The following is a 22,327-nucleotide window of genomic DNA, read 5'->3' as shown; positions in this document are numbered from 1 at the left end:
ATGAAAGGGAAAAAAGAACGGCTTGATATATTATTAGTTGAACGTGGATTGATTGAAACACGCGAAAAAGCAAAACGCGCCATTATGGCGGGTCTCGTATACTCGAATGAAACACGTTTAGACAAGCCCGGTGAAAAAGTGCCGACCGATATCCCGCTTACGATCAAAGGAAATGCGTTGCCATATGTGAGCCGGGGCGGATTGAAGCTTGAAAAGGCGCTGCGTATATTCGACGTAACCGTAAAGGATAAAATTATGTTAGATATCGGCGCTTCCACAGGGGGCTTTACCGACTGCGCCTTGCAGCATGGGGCAAAAATGTCCTATGCGCTCGATGTTGGATACAATCAATTAGCTTGGAAGCTTAGGCAAGATGAGCGGGTCGTCGTCATGGAGCGGACGAATTTCCGTTATGTGACACCTGCTCACTTTACGAAAGGGCTTCCGGAGTTTGCGACGATCGATGTATCGTTTATTTCACTCAAGCTTATTTTGCCTGTATTAAAAACGGTGCTCGTTCGCGGAAGTGATGTCGTCGCTCTTGTCAAGCCGCAGTTTGAAGCGGGAAGAGAACACGTTGGCAAAAAAGGAATTATTCGCGACGCGAACATTCATGTATCCGTTTTAGCTTCCATCATTGAATTTGCGCTTGGTGAAGGCTATGATGTTCTTGATTTGTCATACTCTCCGATTACCGGCGGCGATGGAAACATTGAGTTTTTACTCCACCTTCGCTGGGAAGGAAAAGAGATAGGAGAAAACCGACTGACAAAGCTGCCGAACCAAGTTGTCGATGAGGCACATGCTGAGCTGAAAGCAGGCGGCGCTGAACAAAGGGAATAACAAAAGCGTTATTCCCCTTTTTATGATAAACATGCGAGGTGTTCATTTTGAATAAAGGACAAAGGCATATTAAAATTCGTGAAATTATTACGAATTACGAGATTGAAACGCAGGACGAATTAGTGGATATGCTTAAGCAGGCGGGATTTAATGTGACGCAGGCGACCGTTTCACGGGACATTAAGGAATTACAGCTAGTTAAGGTACCGATGATGAACGGACGTTACAAATACAGCCTTCCTGCGGACCAGCGATTCAACCCGCTGCAAAAATTAAAGCGCGCTTTGATGGATGCATTCGTCAAAATTGACGGAGCCGGACATATGCTTGTCATGAAAACATTGCCAGGTAACGCCCATGCGATCGGGGCCTTGCTTGATAATTTAGATTGGAATGAAATCGTTGGGACGATTTGTGGAGATGATACATGCTTAATTATTTGCCGCACGCCGGAAGACACCGAAACAATTTCACAACGCTTGTTAGAAATGCTGTAGCCATGGGGTGGTTCAAAAGTGCTGGCGGAATTATCTATTAAAAATTTTGCGATTATTGAATCGTTATCTGTTTCCTTCGACAAAGGCTTAACAGTGCTGACAGGAGAGACAGGAGCAGGAAAATCAATTATTATCGACGCGATCCATTTGCTGATTGGCGGACGAGGATCTGCTGAATTCGTTCGCTACGGCGAAGAGAAAGCAGAAATTGAAGGGCTATTTTTATTAGATGGGGAAATGCACCCTTGCTATCAAAAATGCGCTGAAGTCGGCATTGACGTGAGCGAAGGGATGGTCATTTTGCGCCGGGAAATTTCCGTAAGCGGAAAAAGCATTTGCCGCGTCAATGGAAAATTAGTCACGATGGGGGTTTTGCGTGAAATTGGCGCAACTCTTGTCGATATCCACGGACAGCATGAACATCAAGAATTGATGGATCCAAGCAGGCACCTTCCTTTGCTTGATGAGTACGGCGGAAAAGAAATCGAAACGGCGCTTAAGGAGTACCGTGCTGTATATGAACAATACGAGCAATTGAGAAAGCAGCTGCAAAAATTGAATGAAAATGAACAGCAGATGGCGCATCGTCTCGATTTATTAACATTCCAGCTTGATGAAATTCAAAAAGCGAATTTGCAACCGAACGAAGATGAACAGCTGATGGAAGAGAAATTAAAAATTATGAACTTCCAAAAAATATATGAGGCACTAAAGCATAGTTACGAGGCGTTATACGGCGAACAGCGCGGCCTCGATTGGGTAGGGGCAGCAATGGGTCATTTAGAGGATGTAACTCATATTGACTCGAATTTAAAAGAAGCGCATGAAACGATTGCGAACAGTTATTATTTGCTTGAGGAAATCGCTTATAAATTGCGCAATGAGTTAGAGCAATTAGAATATGACCCGAACCGCCTCGATTTTATCGAGGGACGTTTAAATGAAATTAACCATCTAAAGCGAAAATATGGACAGACAGTAGCTGACATTTTGCATTATGCTGAAAAAATTGCTGAAGAGCTTGATACGCTGCAAAACCGCGATACCCATATCCATCAGCTGCAACAAAAACTGCAATCGGTGACAGAAGGATTGCTGGTTAAAGCGAAAAATGTCACAAACGTCCGAATGAAGCATGCGAAAACGCTCATTGAGCATATTCACCAAGAACTGAAGGATTTATACATGGAAAAAACACAATTTGATATTGTTTTTGCCAAGAGGGAAGGATCGCTTGACGCTCCTCTTATTGATGGAGTGCCAGTAAAATTTCAAGAAGACGGCGTTGATGAAATCGAGTTTTATATTTCAACGAACGTCGGCGAGCCGCTGAAGCCGCTTGCGAAAATTGCTTCCGGCGGTGAATTGTCCCGCATTATGCTGGCGCTAAAAAGCATTTTCTCGAAACATCAAGGAGTAACATCGATCATCTTTGATGAAGTCGACACCGGGGTAAGCGGTCGGGTAGCGCAGGCCATCGCAGAAAAAATTTACAAGGTGTCTGTCGGTTCTCAAGTTCTTTGCATTTCCCACTTGCCGCAAGTAGCAGCAATGGCAGATACGCACCTGCTCATTTCTAAAGAAACGGACGGAAGCCGTACGAAGACGTCGGTCAAAGCGCTTTCAGAGGAGGAAAAGGTAAAAGAAATCGGGCGGATGATTTCCGGCGTCGAAATCACTGAATTAACAAAAGAACATGCAAAAGAATTGCTTGAATTAGCAGCAAAAATCAAAGCATGAAAGGCTATCCATTACGGGTAGCTTTTTTTATTAAGTAAAACGATTATATTTACGGAGATTAAGGCAAAATTAAAACTGTAGCCACATTTTGAAGGTGTAGGTGGGAGCGAGGAGAGTGAAAAGGTTTGAACGCAGAAACGATCAGAAAAATGATGGGGATTTTTCTCCTTGTTTCATTTATCGTCATTAGTATGTCAAAGCCAGTAAGAGAGTATTTACGTATTCCAAAACAAATTGTTATGTTTGAAGGAGAAAAAGTGAACTTCGCTTCTGCCCTTCCCGTTCATGCGGAGATCAAAGATGCGTCCCACTCGATTCAAATCGAAAAAGCAGGGAATTCGCTTTCTGTAGGAGCGAAGCAGCCCGATGCGGGACAAGTGATTCTAAACATGGGAGGAGTACCGATTAAACAAGTCGACGTCAAAGCGCTCCCAAGTCTAAAAGTGATTCCTGGCGGGCAGTCGATTGGGGTAAAATTAAATACATTAGGCGTTCTTGTCGTTGGCTATCACCTTGTCGAAACTGAAAACGGAAAAAAATCGCCAGGGGAATTAGCTGGTATACAAGTGGGAGATATGATTACAAACGTGAATGGGAAAAAAATTGAAAATATGAGTGATCTCTCTCCGTTTATCGAGGAAGCAGGAAAAACTGGAAAACCGCTCAATTTGCAACTTCTTCGTGACCAGCGTCATATCGCCGCTAAGCTGACCCCTTTAAAGGATAAACACGATCATGCCTATCGCATAGGCCTATACATCCGCGATTCAGCTGCTGGTATCGGTACGATGACATTTTTTGATCCCGCTTCGAAAAAATATGGAGCACTTGGACATGTTATTTCCGATATGGATACACGAAAACCGATTGTTGTCCAAGATGGACAAATTATGAAGTCCACGGTTACTTCTATTGAAAAAGGAAGCAGCGGCAATCCAGGGGAGAAATTAGCGAGATTTTCTACGGATAAAGAAGTAATCGGAAATATTACAAACAATAGCCCATTCGGGATTTTTGGGAAATTGTCAAAGCCAGTGCAGAACGGACTGTACGACAAGCCGATGCCAATTGCTTTATCAAATCAGGTAAAAGAAGGTCCTGCGAAGATGTTGACAGTCATTGAAAATGACAAAGTGGAAGCGTTCGATATTGAGATCGTAAGTTCTGTTCCACAAAAGTTCCCAGCGACAAAAGGGCTTGTTATACGCGTGACCGATCCTCGATTGTTGAAAAAAACAGGTGGGATCGTCCAAGGAATGAGCGGCAGCCCTATTATTCAAAACGGGAAGTTAATTGGAGCAGTAACCCACGTATTCGTTAATGACCCGACATCCGGATACGGGGTGCATATTGAGTGGATGTTGAATGAAGCAGGAATCGATATATATGGAAAGCAAAAACAAAAGGCGAGCTAGCAATGGCTCGCTTTTTTATGTGAAAAAAAGCAAAAAAAGTCAATATTTTTCCGTTTTGTGCATAGATATTTGTTGAACAATTCGTTAAAATAGAAATGTAAAGATTTTTCGACAAGCCCGACAGTAAAGTTCGTCGAATTAAAACGGTTATTGATGAATTTTAAAAACATACTTATTTTTGAAAAAATAAAGGATTTTCAGCGGTTATGTCGAATGCATTATCTAGGTAAAAAGATGATGAATTGGAAGCGGGGAGGAAGATTTGCTTGAAGATTAAAGTGTGCATTGCGGATGATAATCGCGAATTAGTAAGTTTATTAGAGGAATATATCTCTAATCAAGATGATATGGAAGTGATCGGTGCGGCCTATAACGGCCAAGATTGCTTACATATGCTCGAGGAAAAGCAACCAGATATATTACTTTTAGATATCATTATGCCTCATTTAGATGGATTAGCGGTGCTTGAGAAAATGCGCATGAAACGGGAAAAGCAGCCGAACGTTATTATGCTTACCGCATTTGGTCAAGAAGACGTTACTAAAAAAGCTGTCGATTTAGGTGCTTCTTATTTTATTTTAAAGCCATTCGATATGGAAAATTTAGTTCACCATATTCGCCAAGTATACGGAAAAACGGCACCGCTCGTGAAAAAAGCGTCGGTCTCCTATCAAGTTCGAGAAAGCAAGCCGAAAAACTTGGATGCATCGATCACGAGCATTATCCATGAAATCGGCGTACCGGCTCACATCAAAGGATATTTATATTTGCGCGAAGCGATTTCCATGGTGTATAACGACATTGAACTGCTAGGATCGATTACGAAGGTACTTTATCCAGACATTGCGAAGAAATATAACACGACCGCTAGTCGCGTCGAGCGGGCGATTCGTCATGCCATCGAAGTAGCGTGGAGCCGCGGCAACATCGAATCGATTTCATCGCTGTTCGGCTACACCGTCAGCATGTCGAAAGCGAAACCAACGAACTCCGAATTTATTGCGATGGTGGCGGATAAGCTGAGACTTGAGCATAAAGCGAGTTAAAGGCGATCATATCAACGTTTGAAGGAATGCTAGTTACCGATCAATATCGCAACGAAGCCAATCAATATTTGTGCGTATGTATGCGAACAATAAACGCCTCTTATTTACCGGAAAAAGAACGGTAAGTAAGAGGTGTTTTTATTTTGTCCGATTTTGGCGTTCAGTTAGACGATTTCCTGTTATATTGTGACGCTAAAAATTTATCGCGCAAAACCTTTGAACAAATGTTGGAGGAAACCTGTGAAAAAGAGGGAGGACAGTCACCGCAAAGATATAAATTTGCTTATGAGGGTTATAATAAACAAATGAGTTGACTTATCTATATTATTAAAGATATTATAGATTCATGAAATCTCTAATTAAGGAGGGAAGAAAGTGAAGTATTCGAAGGCAACTAATTATGCTCTCCATACCATTGTTTATTTAGCTCTTTTACCACCTGGAAAAACAATAGGTGTAAAGTCTTTAGCTGAAGTGCAAAAAGTGTCGCCTACGTACCTTTCTAAAGTCCTAACTAAATTAGTTAAATCTGGTTTTATCGAGTCAGGTACGGGAGTTAACGGTGGATATAAATTAATTAAAGATGCTAAAGATATAACGTTTTTAGATGTAATCCATGCAATTGAGGGAACAACCTCATTGTTTAATTGTAGTTTAGACAATACCATACATGATAGACAAAATTGTCTCATTGAAAAAGTAATGAATGAAGCCGAACAAAAAATGGAAGATTATTTAAGATCTCAAACGATTGAGCATATATTACAAAAGATTGACAAAAACATTGTAAATCGTATCCATGCTGTAGCAAATTAATTTTTTTTGATTTATTATGGACTTTAAATATCTTTAATATCTACAATAAACTCAAAACTAAATGGGGTGGGAAAATGATTTTAGATTGCGCAATAATAGGTGGCGGCCCTGCAGGATTGAGCGCTGCTCTTGTGTTGGGCAGAGCTAGAAGAAAAGTGATCCTTTTTGACAATGAGCAGCCGAGAAATGCCGTTACTCATAAATCACACGGATTTATTACTAGAGATGGTGTTACTCCAAGGGAGTTCAGAGATTTGGCTCATCAAGATATTAGTAAATATCCATCTGTCCAAATAAAAAAATTTAAAATTGTAGAAGTGAAAAGGGAAAATAGTTCTGTGTTCAAACTAATAACTCATGAAGGTAAGTCATATTTAAGTAAAAAAATTATTATTGCAACTGGTCTTAAAGAAAGCTTACCCAATGTGGATGGGATTAAAGATTATTATGGAAAGAGCATATTCAGTTGTCCCTATTGCGATGGTTGGGAATTAAGAGAACAACCTTTAGTGCTAATCTCTGAAAACAAAAATGCTTTCCATATGGCAAAGCTGATTTATCAATGGAGCAAAGACTTAGTTGTGTGTACGAATGGCAATAAAATAATTTCGGAAGCAGAAGCGCAGTTACTTAAAAGAAAGGGTATTTCCATTAAGGAGGAACGAATATTAAAATTAAGTGGTTCAGACGGAAAATTAGAAAAGGTGGTTTTTGAAGACGGTACAGAAATGAACCGGTCAGGCGGTTTTATTACAACGGAACTCGAACAACCTAACGATCTTGCTAATTCACTAGGGTGTGAAGTGAATAAAAATGGCCGAATTATTGTTGACGCTTTAGGCAGGAGTAGTGTAGAGGGGGTTTATGCGGCAGGAGATGTATCTGTAGTCGGGCCTTCACAGTTGATAATCTCTGCTGCTCAAGGAACTTGCGCTGCCATGGGGGTAAATAGCGATTTAACAATGGAAGAATTTAAATGAAAAATGGCTAGTTCAATGATGAAACAACGATTTTGTGTTTGACGAAATGGCAGCAGGGGCATTGATCCAAGGGGATTAACGTCTCTGTTAGTGAAAATCTTTATAATGCTAACGGGCCAGGTTAGCTATTTGTGAAAAGCGGTACCTCAACTAACAAGATGTTGGCTGAAATAGGGGGGCGAAGTTCATTCTCAAAACAGAAAAGCTGGCTTTTTATAATGAATGGTGCCATAACGTAAAGGGGCTGCGACACAATCGATTGGCGTTTTTTTGTCGATGGTGTCATAACTTTAGCAAAGAAAACGCACTCTAATTTGTACAAGGAGGTGCGTTCACTTTGTTCAAAAATTTAGTGGCGGTATTATCGTTTGTCTTTTTAGGTTTTGCATTCAAAAATTATCTAAAACATACGACGAGAACGAATTGGGGAACTATTTTATATTCAGTACTATTGGGTACAGTAATATCACAAATACAAACGGAATACCTAATATGGAGAATAGATAAAAATACTGAGAAAATGGTAGACAGGGGAGAATAAGCCCCTGTTTTTTAAACATACTGATGTTATTATTTGTAATTTATGGAGTGTTTTTAAAATAAACAAATGGGGCAATTTTGTTGAATAGGCTGCTTATATTCATAGGAAATGGAATGGTTTTGGCCGCTGCTTTTCTTTTACTATTAGCAATGGGAATCGGTGAAGCATAAGAAATATTTTTACCATATCCACCGAGAAATCTCCCACCTCTAAACAGAGTGCAGGTGGGAGAGATTCATGAAGTGCAGGATTTGCATATGATTCTATTGAATAAAAAGCAACATTAAATACGCCTGCCTAGCGTGGGCAGGCGTATTTTTTACGCGCTTCTTCATATCGGTTAGTTAATTTGATAATCACATCTCGAATACGCGAATCCCAACATTCACGGCAATATGTATGAATGTTGTGCCCGTCGATGCAAATGTCGATCAGCTCCGATTTTTCGAATAAGTTGCAGCAATAATCACACATGCGAGTCGTTTCGATGATCATCCGAATCCCCTCCGTTAACAACACGAATATATGTTCGTATTATAACTAAAAATTGAACCGTCTGCAAGTCACAGACGGTTTATTTTGATATTAACCGATGAATAAAATTAACATTTGCTATGGAATCGGTTTGAATGAAACGATTCCGTTATTTATTTTTTAGACAGAAAATGGGGCAAAAGTTATACTGAGCAGTTTTTAGTTTTTCGCGTTAGGCAAACAGTCGTGTCCTCATAACATCTTTGTACATATTCTATTGTGACAAAAATGAAACTCAAAGGAGAGGTGCACGTGAACGGCTCAGCAAATCAACCAAACGGCATTCCTAACAAAGTGATTGATTTACTTGTTAGCGATGTGTTCAAAAAAAATGGGATTAATCCAAAACAGATCAAGAAGAATTTGTCGAAAGAAGAAAAAAACGCGATAAAAGCATTAGTTGACGATTTAAGTAAACAAGTGGAAGCATTTGTGTCGAATACTCAAAAAACAAAAAAACCAAAACAATAACCCCTTTTGCTTTATGGCCAAACGCCGGACAACGGCGTTTTTTTATTTTAAATGAAAAATGGACAAATATTGCAGGTAGTTGGCACAAGCTATCCTTTAAATTCATCAATATAATAAACCATCATATTGAAAGGAAGTGATAGAAGATGGCGCATGGATACCATTATGGAGGGATCTATTTTCAAAATCGCAATAATAACAGGAACGCTGTTGTACGGCAAAGAGGCACACAGCTGTTGTCGACCGATCAGGAATCTGATGAACTAATTTGGGTGAAAGAATCGTGTAATATTGCCGTACAAACAACTGATACACAAGCTGCGGTTTCGCTCCAAGCGGGATTGCAACTAGCGATCGCGTTAGTATTAAGCATTATTGTTGGTGATACAGATCGCGGACAGTCGATCGCGCAAGAAATGTTGCAGAGTATTGATACGGAACAAAGCAATAGACAAAAAATTATTATTGACAATTCCAAGGACGTCAACGTAACAACAACAGATACTGATTTGGCAGTGAACGTCCAGGCATTGCTTCAAGTTCTTGTCGCAATTGTGCTTAAGCTAGAAGTACTATAACGAAAGTCTGTTAATTAAAAAATGAAAAAAGAGGTGAAAAAGGTGAATCGATCTAAAAAATGGAGAGCGCTCGATCATTGTACAGCGCCGGGATGCAATAATGAAGCTAATACGGTTGCTCAAGAGGCTGAACAAAAATCTTCAACAGAGCAACAATCATTTGAATGGATTATTATTAAAGACTCTGAAGGTGTTGATGTGCAAACAACGGATACACAGGCAGCTGTTTCTTTGCAGGTAGGTATTCAAGCAGCCATTGCTGCTGTTATTAGTGTTGTAATCGGGGATACAGAACAAGGAAATGCTGTCGCTCAACAATTGAGTCAACTTATTAGAACTAGACAAAAGAATACGCAAAAAACGATCATTGAAGGCTCAAGAAATGTGCAAGTTGTTACAACTGATACGGATGTTGCAATTAATATCCAGGCCCTTCTTCAAATACTCATCGCTGTTGTCTTAAGGCTAGAGATTCTTTAACAAGCCAAAAGATTAGAGAGGGGGAGAGTGATATGGAGAATAAAATGGAAGAGATGATACGGCAATTGCAGCAATTAAATGAAATGCTCATGGAAGATTTAATTAGAAAAAATCTACAAAGACAAATGAATAAAAATGTTCAGAACGTCATGGAAGAAAGTTCCGAAATATTAGAAGAAGTATCAAACGAAGTAGAGGCAGATGAAACGGATTGAACAAACACAATGTATATTTATGAAATGTTCAATGAATCGTTACGTAACTCGAACACTATTATCGGCTTTCTCCTTTGTATCATCTAATATCGCTTGCTATGGACCTAGTTTAAACGATTCAGACGATGCCGCCACTAAACGCTTATTGTAGCGGCGTACAATCATATTTAGTCAGAGCGGTCGAAAAAGGTAGTCCTAGAATTAGACTACCTTTCTTCTTTTTTATTCGCTTTTTCAACTTCCATTAGCTTTTGAATTAAAATGTGTTGCGGCATGTGCATCACTTGTTCGAGAGGAATGCCGAGCGCTTTTGCTAATTTTTGCGCCGTTTCCAAAGAAATTTGATGTGGACGCATCTTTCTCACCTCTTTTGCCCATCCGACATAGAAATTTTTTCAGTTTAATGCATATAATTTTACTATGTTTTCGATTGCTTGGGAAAGGGGCAGAAGCATGACAAAAATTTTTGCTCATCGCGGCTCAGCTGGCACGCACCCTGAAAATACGATGATTGCTTTCTATGAAGCGGAGCGCGTGGGAGCGGACGGCATTGAATTAGACGTGCAAATGACGAAAGATGGAGCGCTTGTTGTTATTCATGACGAAACGATCGATCGAACGACCGACGGAACGGGTTGGGTAAAAGATTTTACGTATCGTGAATTGCAAAGGTTTAACGCTGTTTATAAATTTGCGGAAAAATACCGAGTATGCCGCATTCCTTTATTAGAAGAAGTGCTTGCGTGGGTTTCGTCAACTTCACTGCTTTTGAATATTGAATTAAAAAATGGATTAATCGCTTATGAAAAGTTAGAAGAAAAAGTGATTGGGATGATAAAGCATTATCGCTTAGGCTCACGCGTTGTTCTTTCGTCGTTCAACCATAACAGCATGGCTCGCTGCCACCAGATTGCACCGGATATTGAAACAGCACTCCTGTACATGGAGCCGCTTTATCAACCTTGGCAGTACGTGCGTCTCCTAGGAGCAAGCGGATTGCATCCGTACCATCGTACCGTATCAGAATCATTTGTCCGAGAAGCGCATATGCATCGTGTGGCGGTACGCCCGTTTACTATCAATAAAGAAGAAGTAATGAAACAAATGTTTCAATATCAAGTTGACGCTATTTTTACCGACTATCCATTAAAAGCGAAAAAAATAAAAAAACGGCCTGAACGATAATGTTCAGGTCATTTTTTTTGAAACCGCGGCTGCACTTTATTCCGTTTTCGATCACGATGGAAAATAAATCCGCCGACAAATCCTAGACCGAGCGCAAAGAAGATAAAGCCGCACAAAAACTGTAACCAAAGAGATGGAATAGGAGGATGCAAAATGCCAAATAGCGTATCACGCATCCATTTAATTCCTAAAGCTGCAACAAAACCAGGAATGAGCAAAATGATAAGCGCGATCATTCGTTGCATAATAATATAGTCCTTTCAAAAAAATTACTTCATCAAAATTGTTAAACGTTTGATTGTATTTGTCAAGAAAGATCGCTATGATAAAGATGTGTGCAAAAAATTGCATTTTGTAAAGGTGAAGGAAATGAAAAAAGTGCTTATTGTTGGAGCTGGAAAAGGTGGCACGGCATTACTGAAAATGTTCCAGCAAACAACCATTATGGAGGTTGTGGCGGTTGTTGACCGCGATGAACATGCGCCAGGGTTATCTTTAGCTAGGTCAATGAACATTTCTACAGGCAGCGATTGGCGTCCATTTTTGACAAATGATATTGATATTGTTATTGAGGCAACGGGAGAAAAAGGTGTTTTCGAGGAAATACGTCAAAAGCGACAAAAGCATACCGTTGTCATCCCGGGGGAAGTAGCCTATATCATCGCCGAGCTCGTTGAAGAAAAGGAGGCGCTCATTGCGACATTAAAAAATGAAACAGCGCGGCATGACTTAATTTTTAACTCAACACATGACGGCATGATTGTAGTCGATGAGTATGCGTATATTACTCATATGAATGACAACGCTGTTTCGATGATTGAAATTGATAAACATCAGGCGATCGGGAAACATATTTTAGAAGTCATACCAACGAGCAGGCTTCCTCGAGTGTTAAAAACGCGACAAACAGAATTTCATCAAGAACAAGAGTTAGAAAACGGTCGGAAAATCATTACGACACGCATTCCAATGATTGATGAATCGGGCAGATTGTTTGGAGCATTAGCCGTGTTTAAAGATGTCACCGAAGTCATGCGCCTTGCTGAGGAAATCACCAATTTAAAAGAAATTCGCATGATGCTTGAAGCCATTATTCACTCTTCAGAAGAAGCGATTTCAGTGGTGGACGAGCAAGGCAATGGAATTTTAATTAACCCGGCGTACACGCGCATTACTGGCTTATCGGAGGAACAGGTCATCGGTAAACCGGCGACGGCTGATATTTCCGAAGGGGAAAGTATGCATATGCAAGTGTTGAAAACACGCAGACCTGTCCGCGGTGTACGAATGAAAGTAGGGCCGAAAAATCGCGATGTGATCGTTAACGTTGCCCCAATTATCGTAGATGGCATGTTAAAAGGAAGTGTCGGCATCATTCACGATGTATCCGAGATTCAAAGGCTAACCAATGAGTTAAACCGCGCGCGGCAAATTATCCGCACGCTTGAAGCGAAATATTCGTTTGCTGATATTATCGGCACGTCTGAGGAAATGATGGTGGCGATCGAACAGGCGAAATTGGCTGCAAAAACACCGGTGACGATTTTATTGCGCGGCGAATCAGGGACTGGCAAAGAGTTGTTTGCCCATGCGATTCATAATGCAAGCGATCGCAAATACAACAAATTTATTCGCGTGAACTGTGCAGCGATTTCAGAGTCGCTTTTAGAAAGCGAATTGTTTGGCTATGAGGAAGGAGCATTTTCCGGGGCAAAGCGGGGCGGGAAACGCGGATTGTTTGAAGAAGCGAATAACGGAAGTATTTTTCTTGATGAAATCGGCGAACTTTCCGCAAATACGCAGGCGAAATTGCTGCGCGTCCTCCAGGAGCGGGAAATCGTCCGGGTTGGCGGTACGAAGCCGATCCCGATTAACGTTCGTGTCATCGCGGCTACGAATGTGAATTTAGAAAAAGCCATTGCTGAAGGAACGTTCCGCGAAGATTTATATTACCGCCTGAATCGAATGCCGATCCATATCCCGCCGCTTCGAGCGCGAAAGCAAGATATTCCGGCGTTATGCAGGCATCTAATTGCCAAGTTAAATCAAGATTATGGACGCAATGTCGAAGGATTAACGGACGAGGCGATCCGCTATCTTTTATCTTACGATTGGCCAGGCAATGTGCGCGAATTAGAGAACGTGCTCGGCCGTGCCATGATCTTTATGAAATTCAACGAAGTGTTAATTGATGTCGATCACATCCCTCCGTTGCAATTGCCTCAGGACAAACAAATTGTGCAAGAAACAGCGATAGATGGCGGCATACGTCCGCTCGATGAAATGCTAGAGAGATACGAGGCACAGTTAATTGAGGCGGCATTGATCCAGCATCAAGGCAATAAAACGAAAACTGCAAAAGCGTTAGGCATTTCGATTCGGAACTTATACTACAAATTGGAGAAATATGATCTTGCAAAAAAATACATGCAATAATTTGCGTTGTGTGCAAAAAAATGCAAAATAACAATAAAGCGTTTTCAACGAAATGATGGGCCTTTTCTTATTTTTATTTAACGGTATTACAAATTTCTTATTTGGCACGCTTTTTGCATATAATAAGAGCGCGCGAAAAATGAAAAGAAAAAGGGGTTGGATGCATGAGATGAAGCTACAATCACTAATTGACAAAGCAACCCAATATTCTGATATGACTGTTGCGGTTGCCGCAGCGGAAGACGAAGAGGTTATTGAAGCCGTTACGATGGCTTTAGATCACCAATTCGGAAAGTTTATTTTATACGGAGACCGCGAACGTATTTTACAATTGCTGAAGCAAAAAAATGAAGAGTATGCAAAAAGTGGCAAAGTCCAAGTTGTTCATGCGGATTCAGTCGTTCAAGCAGCGGAACTGGCAGTAAAAGCCGTTCATTTAAATGAAGCGAACGTACTCATGAAAGGAAACATTCCAACAGCGACAATTTTAAAAGCTGTTCTTAATAAAGAGTTTGGCTTGCGAACAGGAAATGTATTGTCGCACGTAGCGGTGTTTGAAGTGCCGAATTATGACAGATATATTCTTGTCACCGATGCAGCGATGAATATCGCGCCGGATTTAGAACAAAAAAGACAAATTATTGCAAATGCTGTATCTGTCGCCAAAGCCATTGGCATCGAAACACCGAAAGTGGCTCCGCTTGCCGCTGTTGAAGTCGTCAATCCGGCAATGGCAGCTACGATCGATGCGGCAGCGCTGACGATGATGAACGAGCGTGGCCAAATCAAAGGCTGTATCGTCGATGGGCCGCTTGCGCTCGATAACGCTGTGTCGATGCTTGCGGCAGAGCATAAAGGAATCAGCGGCAGAGTGGCAGGAAAAGCGGATATTTTGCTTGTTCCTGATATTGAGGCAGGAAACATCTTGTATAAGTCGCTTGTGTATTTTGCTAATGCGAAAGTAGGTGCGGTAATTGCAGGGGCGAAAGCGCCAATCGTGCTTACATCGCGCGCCGATTCAGCTGAAAGCAAACTTTATTCGTTAGCACTTGCGGTTTGCTCCGCATCTAAATAAATGAAATGAACTAGGGGAGGAAATAAATATGGAAATCTTCAAATATATGGAACAATATGATTACGAGCAATTGCTATTTTGCCAAGACAAAGAATCAGGATTAAAAGCGATTATCGCGATTCATGATACAACACTTGGACCAGCGTTAGGCGGAACGCGCATGTGGATGTATGAATCTGAAGAAGCAGCGATCGAGGACGCGCTTCGTCTTGCGCGCGGTATGACATACAAAAATGCGGCAGCAGGTCTTAACCTTGGCGGCGGAAAAACTGTCATCATCGGCGATCCGCGCAAAGATAAAAACGAAGCGATGTTCCGCGCATTTGGCCGCTTTATCCAAGGCTTAAACGGCCGCTATATTACAGCTGAAGACGTTGGTACAACAGTAGCAGACATGGATATCATTTACGAAGAAACAGACTACGTAACAGGTATTTCTCCTGCATTTGGTTCTTCAGGGAATCCGTCTCCTGTTACAGCGTACGGCGTATATCGCGGTATGAAAGCGGCGGCAAAAGAAGCGTTTGGCGACGATTCATTAGAAGGAAAAACAATTGCTGTTCAAGGTTTAGGTAACGTTGCTTATAACTTGTGCCGCCATCTTCATGAAGAAGGCGCGAAATTGATCGTGACAGACATTAACAAAGAAGCAGTGCAACGCGTTGTTGAAGAGTTCGGTGCAAAAGCGGTAGATCCTAACGATATTTACGGCGTCGATTGCGATATTTTTGCACCATGCGCGCTTGGTGGCATCATTAATGATCAAACAATTCCACAATTAAAAGCAAAAGTCATCGCTGGTGCAGCGAACAACCAGTTGCGTGAAGCAAAACATGGAGACATCATTCATGAAATGGGCATCGTATACGCACCTGACTACGTGATTAACGCAGGTGGCGTCATCAACGTTGCGGACGAGTTGTACGGCTACAACCGTGAACGCGCAATGAAGAAAGTAGAACAAATTTACAACAACGTTGCAAAAGTATTTGAAATCGCGAAACGCGACAGCATTCCAACATATAAAGCGGCAGATCGCTTAGCAGAAGAGCGTATTGAGACAATGCGCAAATCACGCAGTCAATTCTTGCAAAACGGACATCATATTTTAAGCCGCCGTCGCGGTCGTTAAAAATTGAGAAGTGAGAGCGGGAATGGACATTCTCGCTCTCGCTATAAATAATTGGAGGTTGGAACCTTGCAGGAAAAAGAATTTCGCATCTTAGTCATTAACCCGGGATCGACTTCGACAAAAATCGGTGTGTTTGATAATGAAAGATCTATTTTAGAAAAAACGATTCGTCACGACACGGATGTGATTCAATCATATAAATCGATCATTGACCAATATGAGTTCCGTAAACAAACGATTTTAGAAACTCTCGATCAAGAGGGAATCAACATTTCAAAACTAAGCGCTGTTTGTGGCCGGGGAGGTTTGTTGCGCCCGATTGAGGGAGGCACATACCGCGTAAACGAGCAAATGCTAGCAGATTTGCGCAAAGGTTATGCAGGGCAGCACGCTTCCAACCTTGGAGGTATTTTAGCTCACGAAATCGCCTCTGCATTAAATATTCCTGCATTTATCGTTGACCCGGTTGTTGTAGACGAACTTGAGCCGATTGCCCGCATTTCTGGTTTTGCGCTTATTGAACGGAAAAGTATTTTCCATGCGTTAAACCAAAAAGCAGTCGCGCGTCGTGTGGCAAAACAGCTTGGCAAGAAATATGAGGAAGTGAACTTCATTGTCGCGCATATGGGCGGCGGAATTACAGTTGGTGCCCATAAGCAAGGCCGTGTTGTTGACGTCAATAATGGTTTAGACGGGGAAGGTCCATTCAGTCCGGAGCGTGCAGGGACAGTGCCGGCAGGAGACCTTGTTTCGTTATGTTTTTCGGGCGAATATTATCGCGAAGAAATCATGAAAATGCTCGTTGGTCAAGGCGGCTTAGTCGGTTATCTTGATACAAACGATGCAGTAAAAGTAGAGAAAATGATTGAAGCCGGCGATGAAAAGGCAAAACTTGTTTATAGCGCCATGGCTTATCAAGTGGCGAAGGAAATTGGGGCAGCAAGCGCTGTTTTAGCTGGAAAGGTTGACGCGATTATTTTGACAGGCGGACTTGCCTACGGAAAAGGCTTTGTACAGGAAATCGCTGACCGTGTAAAATGGATTGCGGATGTCATTGTTCATCCGGGAGAAAACGAATTGCAAGCTCTCGCTGAAGGAGCGCTGCGCGTTTTACATGGCGAAGAACAAGCCAAAGAGTATCCAGGCAACTTAGTTAGAGAGACAATCATGCAGTAGAAAGGAGAACAAAAAATGGCAAAAGAGTACGATCTCGTCATATTGGGCGGCGGCACTGGCGGATACGTGGCAGCGATTCGCGCAGCACAATTAGGTTTAAAAACAGCTGTCGTCGAAAAAGGAAAGCTTGGCGGCACTTGCTTGCACGCAGGATGTATCCCAAGCAAAGCGTTGCTTCGCAGCGCGGAAGTATATGCGCAAACAAAAGAAAGCGAAAAATTTGGCGTCCTTGCTAGCGATGTAAAATTAGATTTTGTGAAAGTGCAAGAGCGCAAGCGCAAAATCGTGGAACAATTGCATAAAGGCGTTCAAGGATTGATGAAAAAAGGTAAAATCGACGTTTACGAAGGAACAGGCCGCATTTTAGGTCCATCGATCTTCTCGCCGATGCCGGGTACGATCTCCGTTGAAATGAACAACGGTGAGGAAAACGAGATGCTTGTTCCGAAAAACGTCATTATCGCTACAGGCTCACGTCCTCGTACATTGCCTGGTCTTGATATTGACGGTGATCTCGTTATTACATCGGATGAAGCATTGCAGCTAGAAACGCTTCCAAAATCGATTATCATTGTCGGCGGCGGCGTCATTGGTATCGAGTGGGCTTCCATGCTCAACGACTTCGGCGTAGAAGTAACAGTAATTGAATATGCGGACCGCATTTTGCCGACAGAAGACCGTGATGTATCAAAAGAAGTGGAAAAAGTATTAAAGCAACGCGGTATTAATATTGTTACAAGCGCGAAAGTATTGCCGGAAACGCTTGAAAAAGCTGGCGGTGTAACTATTAAGGCTGAGCATAAAGGAGAGCAAAAGGCGTTCACTGCCGAGAAAATGCTTGTTTCCGTCGGCCGTCAAGCAAACATTGAAGGAATCGGCTTAGAAAATACAGATATCATTGTGGAAAAAGGATTCATTAAAACGAATGAATTTTATCAAACAAAAGAATCCCATATTTATGCGATTGGCGACGTCATCGGCGGCTTACAGCTTGCTCACGTAGCTTCCCACGAAGGGATTGTCGCTGTTGAGCATATTGCTGGACAAGCACCATCTCCAATCGATTACACAATGATTTCGAAGTGTGTATACAGCCGTCCAGAAGTGGCAAGCGTCGGTTTAACAGAAGAGGAAGCAAAAGAAAAAGGATTCAATGTAAAAGTTGGCAAATTCCCATTCAAAGCGATCGGTAAGGCACTTGTATTTGGCGAAGCGGAAGGTTTTGTGAAAATTGTCGCTGATAAAGATACAAACGACTTGCTTGGTGTTCATATGGTAGGTCCTCACGTGACTGATATGATTTCAGAAGCGGGTCTTGCTCGCGTGCTTGATGCGACTCCATGGGAAGTGGCACATACAATTCATCCGCACCCAACATTATCAGAAGCGATGATGGAAGCAGCGTTAGCTGTTGACGGTAAAGCGATCCATTTCTAAGTCAATAAAGGAGGTTTTTTTGATGGCTAAAAATCGTCATAAAGCGTTAGGCTTAAGCGATGAAACGGTACTAGAAATGTATGAAACGATGCTATTAGCTCGAAAAATTGACGAGCGTATGTGGCTTTTGAACCGCGCTGGTAAAATTCCATTTGTTATTTCTTGTCAAGGTCAAGAAGCGGCTCAAGTTGGTGCGGCATTCGCATTAGACCGCACAAAAGACTATGTGTTGCCATACTACCGCGACATGGGTGTTGTATTAACATTCGGTATGACACCAAGAGATTTAATGCTTTCTGCGTTTGCAAAAGCGGAAGATCCAAACTCTGGCGGACGCCAAATGCCAGGTCACTTCGGTCAAAAGAAAAACCGCATTGTAACAGGTTCATCACCGGTTACAACACAAGTTCCGCATGCGGTTGGTATCGCCTTGGCAGGAAAAATGGAAAAGAAAGACTTCCTTACGTTTGTTACGTTCGGTGAAGGTTCTTCTAACCAAGGGGATTTCCACGAAGGGGCGAACTTTGCGGGCGTTCATAAATTACCGGTCATCTTCATGTGCGAAAACAACAAATATGCAATCTCTGTTCCAGTAGAAAAACAATTAGCGTGTGAAAAAGTGTCTGATCGTGCGATCGGTTACGGCATGCCTGGGTACACTGTAGACGGAAACGATCCGCTTGAAGTGTATAAAGTCGTAAAAGAAGCAGCGGACCGTGCGCGCCGCGGCGAAGGCCCAACATTAATCGAAACGGTTTCTTACCGTTTAACAGCTCACTCTTCTGACGACGATGACCGTGCATACCGTACTCAAGAAGAGTTGGCAGAAGCAAAAGCGAAAGACCCTATTATTTCGTTTGCAAACTACCTAAAAGAAGTTGGCGTGTTAACTGATGAATTAGAAAAAGAAATTTTAGATCGTGTGATGAAGCAAGTAAATGAAGCAACAGATTATGCAGAAAAAGCGCCATACGCTGAGCCAGAACATGCATTAAAGTACGTATATGCTGAGAAGTAAGGGGGAATGAAGAATGCCAGTAATTTCATACATTGATGCGGTAACGATGGCGATTCGCGAAGAAATGGAACGCGATCCGCGCGTATTCGTATTAGGTGAAGACGTAGGTAAAAAAGGTGGAGTATTCAAAGCGACAATCGGATTATACGACCAATTCGGCGAAGAGCGCGTCATTGACACGCCTCTAGCGGAATCTGCAATCGCCGGTGTAGCAATTGGTGCAGCTATGTACGGCATGCGTCCGATTGCAGAGATGCAGTTTGCTGATTTTATTATGCCTGCAGTAAACCAAATTATTTCTGAAGCAGCTCGTATTCGCTACCGTTCAAACAATGACTGGAACTGTCCAGTTGTTATTCGTGCGCCTTATGGCGGCGGCGTTCACGGAGCGCTTTATCACTCTCAATCTGTAGAGGCTGTTTTTGCGAACCAACCTGGCTTAAAAATCGTCATGCCATCAACTCCTTATGACGTGAAAGGATTGTTGAAAGCAGCGATTCGCGACGAGGATCCAGTATTATTCTTTGAGCACAAACGTGCCTACCGCTTAATTAAAGGTGAAGTTCCAGAAGATGATTACGTATTGCCAATCGGAAAAGCCGATGTGAAACGTGAAGGTGAAGACATCACAGTGATTACTTACGGTTTATGCGTGCACTTTGCGCTTCAAGCGGCAGAGCGCGTTGCTCAAGATGGCATTTCAGCGCATGTGTTAGATTTGCGCACGGTATATCCGCTTGATAAAGAAGCGATCATCGAGGCAGCAAGAAAAACTGGTAAAGTTCTTCTTGTTACAGAAGACAATAAAGAAGGGAGCATCATGAGCGAAGTCGCAGCAATCATCGCTGAAAATTGCTTGTTCGACTTAGATGCACCGATTATGCGCCTTGCAGGTCCAGACGTACCAGCAATGCCGTACGCTCCGACAATGGAGAAATTCTTCATGGTTAACCCAGATAAAGTTGAAAAAGCAATGCGCGAACTTGCAGCGTTTTAATTAGGAAAAGCGAAGGCGCTGCGATCAGCTCGCGAGGCCAAATGTTCTTCACCCGCAGAAGTGCTTGCACTTCAAGGGGGAAGGTTATTTGGCGGAAGAGAGCTAGGCGCCGGAGCTAGACAATAAGAAAAGCGAAGGCGAGCGCATTGCCGCGACAGGCAAATGTTCTTCGCCTGGAGGGATGGGAAAGCATCCCGAAGGCGAAGGTTATTTGACCGAGAGCGGCAGCGAGCCGAAGCTAGACAGCACGAAAAGCGACTAAACATAGAGTGGAGGCAAGCGACCGCGCTTGCCGTATCGCTCTAATCTACCAACCGCAAAGAAACAATAAAAGCAGCTTTAATCAAGATAGGAGGTCATTGACGTGGCAATCGAAAAAATCACAATGCCACAACTTGGCGAGAGTGTCACAGAAGGTACAATCAGCAAATGGCTCGTATCTGTTGGCGATAAAGTAAACAAATACGATCCAATCGCAGAAGTAATGACTGATAAAGTAAACGCAGAGATCCCTTCTTCGTTCACAGGTGTGATTAAAGAAATTATCGCTCAAGAAGGCGAAACATTGCCAGTTGGCGCCGTCATTTGCACAATGGAAACAGAAGGAGGCGAAGTCGCAGCGGCAGAAGCAACAGAAACGAAACAAGAAGAAGCACCAAAAGCAGAAGCGGCTGCACCAGCACCAGCACAAGCTGCAGCGCCGAAAAAGCCAGCTGGAGAAAAAGGACGTTATTCGCCAGCCGTTCTTCGTTTAGCTCAAGAGCATAATATCGATCTTGAGCAAGTACAAGGAACAGGTATGGGCGGACGCATTACTCGTAAAGACTTGCTTAAATTAATCGAATCTGGCAACATTCCAACACCGGGACAAAAACCAGCAGCTCCAGCTCAAGAACAAGCGGCTGTACAACCAGCGCAAGAAGCGCCAAAAGCGGAAGCGCCTGTTGCTGCGGCAGCGCCAAAACAAGCAACTGCGCCTAGCGTTCCAGTTCAGCCTGGCGATGTAGAAATCCCAGTGACACCTGTGCGCAAAGCGATTGCCGCGAACATGATTCGCAGCAAACATGAAGCTCCACATGCTTGGACGATGGTGGAAGTGGACGTTACGAACTTAGTTGCATATCGCGATTCTATTAAGGACGAGTTCAAGAAGCGCGAAGGCTTCAACTTAACGTACTTTGCATTCTTCGTGAAAGCTGTTGCGCAAGCGTTAAAAGAATTCCCGCAAATCAACTCCATGTGGGCAGGCGACAAAATCGTTCAAAAGAAAGATATCAACCTGTCTATTGCTGTTGCAACAGATGACGCATTGTTCGTCCCTGTTATTAAAAATGCAGACGAGAAGACAATTAAAGGCATCGCTCGCGAAATCGCTGACTTAGCGGCAAAAGTGCGTGCGGGCAAACTTCGTCCAGAAGATATGCAAGGCGGCACATTCACAGTAAACAACACAGGATCTTTCGGATCAGTACAATCAATGGGTATTATTAACTATCCGCAAGCGGCGATTTTACAAGTTGAAGCGATTGTCAAACGCCCAGTTGTGATGAGCAACGGCATGATTGCGGTGCGCGACATGGTTAACTTGTGCTTGTCGCTTGATCACCGTGTTCTTGACGGTCTCATCTGCGGTCGCTTCTTAGCGCGCGTAAAAGAAATTTTGGAAAACACATCAAAAGAAAATACGCCGATCTATTAATAGACAAACCCACCGC

23 protein-coding genes are annotated in these 22,327 nt (G+C 42.6%); 20 read left to right on the top strand and 3 right to left on the bottom strand.

The genetic code is table 11. The features are described 5' to 3' along the window. The 7 genes from N667_RS0100545 (at position 1) to N667_RS0100510 (ending at position 7,337) form a co-directional block, all read left to right on the top strand. Positions 1-843: a TlyA family RNA methyltransferase gene (locus N667_RS0100545; RefSeq protein ID WP_027407740.1), complete on the top strand. Its 843-nt coding sequence runs from the start codon at positions 1-3 to the stop codon at positions 841-843. 47 nt (positions 844-890) lie between these two features. Further along, the gene (gene ahrC / locus N667_RS0100540; RefSeq protein WP_027407739.1) at positions 891-1,340 is read left to right on the top strand and encodes a transcriptional regulator AhrC/ArgR; all 450 of its coding nucleotides are present in this window, start codon (positions 891-893) and stop codon (positions 1,338-1,340) included. Positions 1,341-1,358: 18 nt separating this feature from the next. Further along, positions 1,359-3,080 carry a DNA repair protein RecN gene (gene recN, locus N667_RS0100535; RefSeq protein ID WP_027407738.1) on the top strand — a complete coding sequence of 574 codons (1,722 nt, stop codon included), beginning with the start codon at positions 1,359-1,361 and terminating at the stop codon, positions 3,078-3,080. 125 nt (positions 3,081-3,205) lie between these two features. Next, positions 3,206-4,495 (top strand): SpoIVB peptidase, encoded by a 1,290-nt coding sequence (spoIVB, locus tag N667_RS0100530; protein ID WP_027407737.1) that lies wholly within the window; start codon positions 3,206-3,208, stop codon positions 4,493-4,495. A 266-nt stretch (positions 4,496-4,761) separates the two neighbouring features. Next, the gene (spo0A, locus tag N667_RS0100525) at positions 4,762-5,541 is read left to right on the top strand and encodes a sporulation transcription factor Spo0A (RefSeq protein ID WP_035097694.1); all 780 of its coding nucleotides are present in this window, start codon (positions 4,762-4,764) and stop codon (positions 5,539-5,541) included. A 375-nt stretch (positions 5,542-5,916) separates the two neighbouring features. Then, entirely contained in the window at positions 5,917-6,357 is a 441-nt protein-coding gene (locus N667_RS0100515) for an Rrf2 family transcriptional regulator (protein WP_027407735.1), read from the top strand. A gap of 74 nt (positions 6,358-6,431) precedes the next feature. Beyond that, on the top strand, positions 6,432-7,337 hold the full coding sequence (locus N667_RS0100510; RefSeq protein ID WP_027407734.1) for an NAD(P)/FAD-dependent oxidoreductase: 906 nt from the start codon (positions 6,432-6,434) through the stop codon (positions 7,335-7,337). Between the two features lie 838 nt (positions 7,338-8,175). On the opposite strand, the gene N667_RS0100500 is transcribed toward N667_RS0100510, so the two are convergent. Next, positions 8,176-8,373: a hypothetical protein gene (locus N667_RS0100500; protein WP_027407732.1), complete on the bottom strand. Its 198-nt coding sequence runs from the start codon at positions 8,371-8,373 to the stop codon at positions 8,176-8,178. Positions 8,374-8,664: 291 nt separating this feature from the next. Here N667_RS0100500 and N667_RS0100495 point away from each other — a divergent pair, with 291 nt between their 5' ends. The 4 genes from N667_RS0100495 (at position 8,665) to N667_RS0100480 (ending at position 10,156) form a co-directional block, all read left to right on the top strand. Continuing rightward, the gene (locus N667_RS0100495) at positions 8,665-8,883 is read left to right on the top strand and encodes a spore coat protein (RefSeq protein ID WP_027407731.1); all 219 of its coding nucleotides are present in this window, start codon (positions 8,665-8,667) and stop codon (positions 8,881-8,883) included. A gap of 146 nt (positions 8,884-9,029) precedes the next feature. After that, positions 9,030-9,461, top strand: coding sequence for a spore coat protein (locus tag N667_RS0100490; protein ID WP_027407730.1), 432 nt, complete (start codon positions 9,030-9,032; stop codon positions 9,459-9,461). Between the two features lie 42 nt (positions 9,462-9,503). Then, complete coding sequence (locus tag N667_RS0100485; RefSeq protein ID WP_232223868.1) at positions 9,504-9,941, top strand: spore coat protein; 438 nt, start codon at positions 9,504-9,506, stop codon at positions 9,939-9,941. Positions 9,942-9,973: 32 nt separating this feature from the next. Beyond that, positions 9,974-10,156: a hypothetical protein gene (locus tag N667_RS0100480; RefSeq protein ID WP_027407728.1), complete on the top strand. Its 183-nt coding sequence runs from the start codon at positions 9,974-9,976 to the stop codon at positions 10,154-10,156. A 206-nt stretch (positions 10,157-10,362) separates the two neighbouring features. On the opposite strand, the gene N667_RS19225 is transcribed toward N667_RS0100480, so the two are convergent. Continuing rightward, on the bottom strand, positions 10,363-10,512 hold the full coding sequence (locus N667_RS19225) for a YycC family protein (RefSeq protein ID WP_084278792.1): 150 nt from the start codon (positions 10,510-10,512) through the stop codon (positions 10,363-10,365). 97 nt (positions 10,513-10,609) lie between these two features. Here N667_RS19225 and N667_RS0100470 point away from each other — a divergent pair, with 97 nt between their 5' ends. After that, positions 10,610-11,341, top strand: a complete 732-nt coding sequence (locus N667_RS0100470) for a glycerophosphodiester phosphodiesterase (RefSeq protein WP_027407727.1) — start codon at positions 10,610-10,612, stop codon at positions 11,339-11,341. An 8-nt stretch (positions 11,342-11,349) separates the two neighbouring features. On the opposite strand, the gene N667_RS0100465 is transcribed toward N667_RS0100470, so the two are convergent. Continuing rightward, positions 11,350-11,586: a DUF2627 domain-containing protein gene (locus tag N667_RS0100465; protein ID WP_027407726.1), complete on the bottom strand. Its 237-nt coding sequence runs from the start codon at positions 11,584-11,586 to the stop codon at positions 11,350-11,352. A 124-nt stretch (positions 11,587-11,710) separates the two neighbouring features. On the opposite strand from N667_RS0100465, the gene N667_RS0100460 reads away from it, so the two are divergent. The 8 genes from N667_RS0100460 to N667_RS0100420 all read left to right on the top strand — a co-directional run bounded on the left by N667_RS0100460 (position 11,711) and on the right by N667_RS0100420 (position 22,311). Next, entirely contained in the window at positions 11,711-13,777 is a 2,067-nt protein-coding gene (locus N667_RS0100460) for a sigma-54 interaction domain-containing protein (RefSeq protein WP_027407725.1), read from the top strand. A 169-nt stretch (positions 13,778-13,946) separates the two neighbouring features. Beyond that, a complete protein-coding gene (yqiS, locus tag N667_RS0100455; protein ID WP_027407724.1) occupies positions 13,947-14,852 on the top strand; it encodes a phosphate butyryltransferase in 906 nt (301 codons plus the stop codon). A gap of 28 nt (positions 14,853-14,880) precedes the next feature. Continuing rightward, on the top strand, positions 14,881-15,984 hold the full coding sequence (bcd, locus tag N667_RS0100450; protein ID WP_027407723.1) for a branched-chain amino acid dehydrogenase: 1,104 nt from the start codon (positions 14,881-14,883) through the stop codon (positions 15,982-15,984). Positions 15,985-16,050: 66 nt separating this feature from the next. Further along, complete coding sequence (buk, locus tag N667_RS0100445) at positions 16,051-17,160, top strand: butyrate kinase (protein ID WP_027407722.1); 1,110 nt, start codon at positions 16,051-16,053, stop codon at positions 17,158-17,160. A 15-nt stretch (positions 17,161-17,175) separates the two neighbouring features. Further along, positions 17,176-18,597: a dihydrolipoyl dehydrogenase gene (gene lpdA, locus N667_RS0100440; RefSeq protein ID WP_027407721.1), complete on the top strand. Its 1,422-nt coding sequence runs from the start codon at positions 17,176-17,178 to the stop codon at positions 18,595-18,597. A 22-nt stretch (positions 18,598-18,619) separates the two neighbouring features. After that, complete coding sequence (locus tag N667_RS0100435) at positions 18,620-19,615, top strand: thiamine pyrophosphate-dependent dehydrogenase E1 component subunit alpha (RefSeq protein ID WP_027407720.1); 996 nt, start codon at positions 18,620-18,622, stop codon at positions 19,613-19,615. A gap of 13 nt (positions 19,616-19,628) precedes the next feature. After that, a complete protein-coding gene (locus tag N667_RS0100430) occupies positions 19,629-20,612 on the top strand; it encodes an alpha-ketoacid dehydrogenase subunit beta (RefSeq protein WP_027407719.1) in 984 nt (327 codons plus the stop codon). Between the two features lie 364 nt (positions 20,613-20,976). Beyond that, positions 20,977-22,311, top strand: a complete 1,335-nt coding sequence (locus tag N667_RS0100420) for a dihydrolipoamide acetyltransferase family protein (protein ID WP_027407718.1) — start codon at positions 20,977-20,979, stop codon at positions 22,309-22,311. Positions 22,312-22,327: the final 16 nt, after the last annotated feature.

Origin of the sequence: Anoxybacillus tepidamans PS2 (assembly GCF_000620165.1) — a bacterium.
Taxonomy (GTDB): Bacteria; Bacillota; Bacilli; order Bacillales; family Anoxybacillaceae; genus Anoxybacteroides; species Anoxybacteroides tepidamans_A.
The sequence above is the reverse complement of the archived record's forward strand: the minus strand, read 5'-3'. Positions and strand labels throughout refer to the sequence as shown.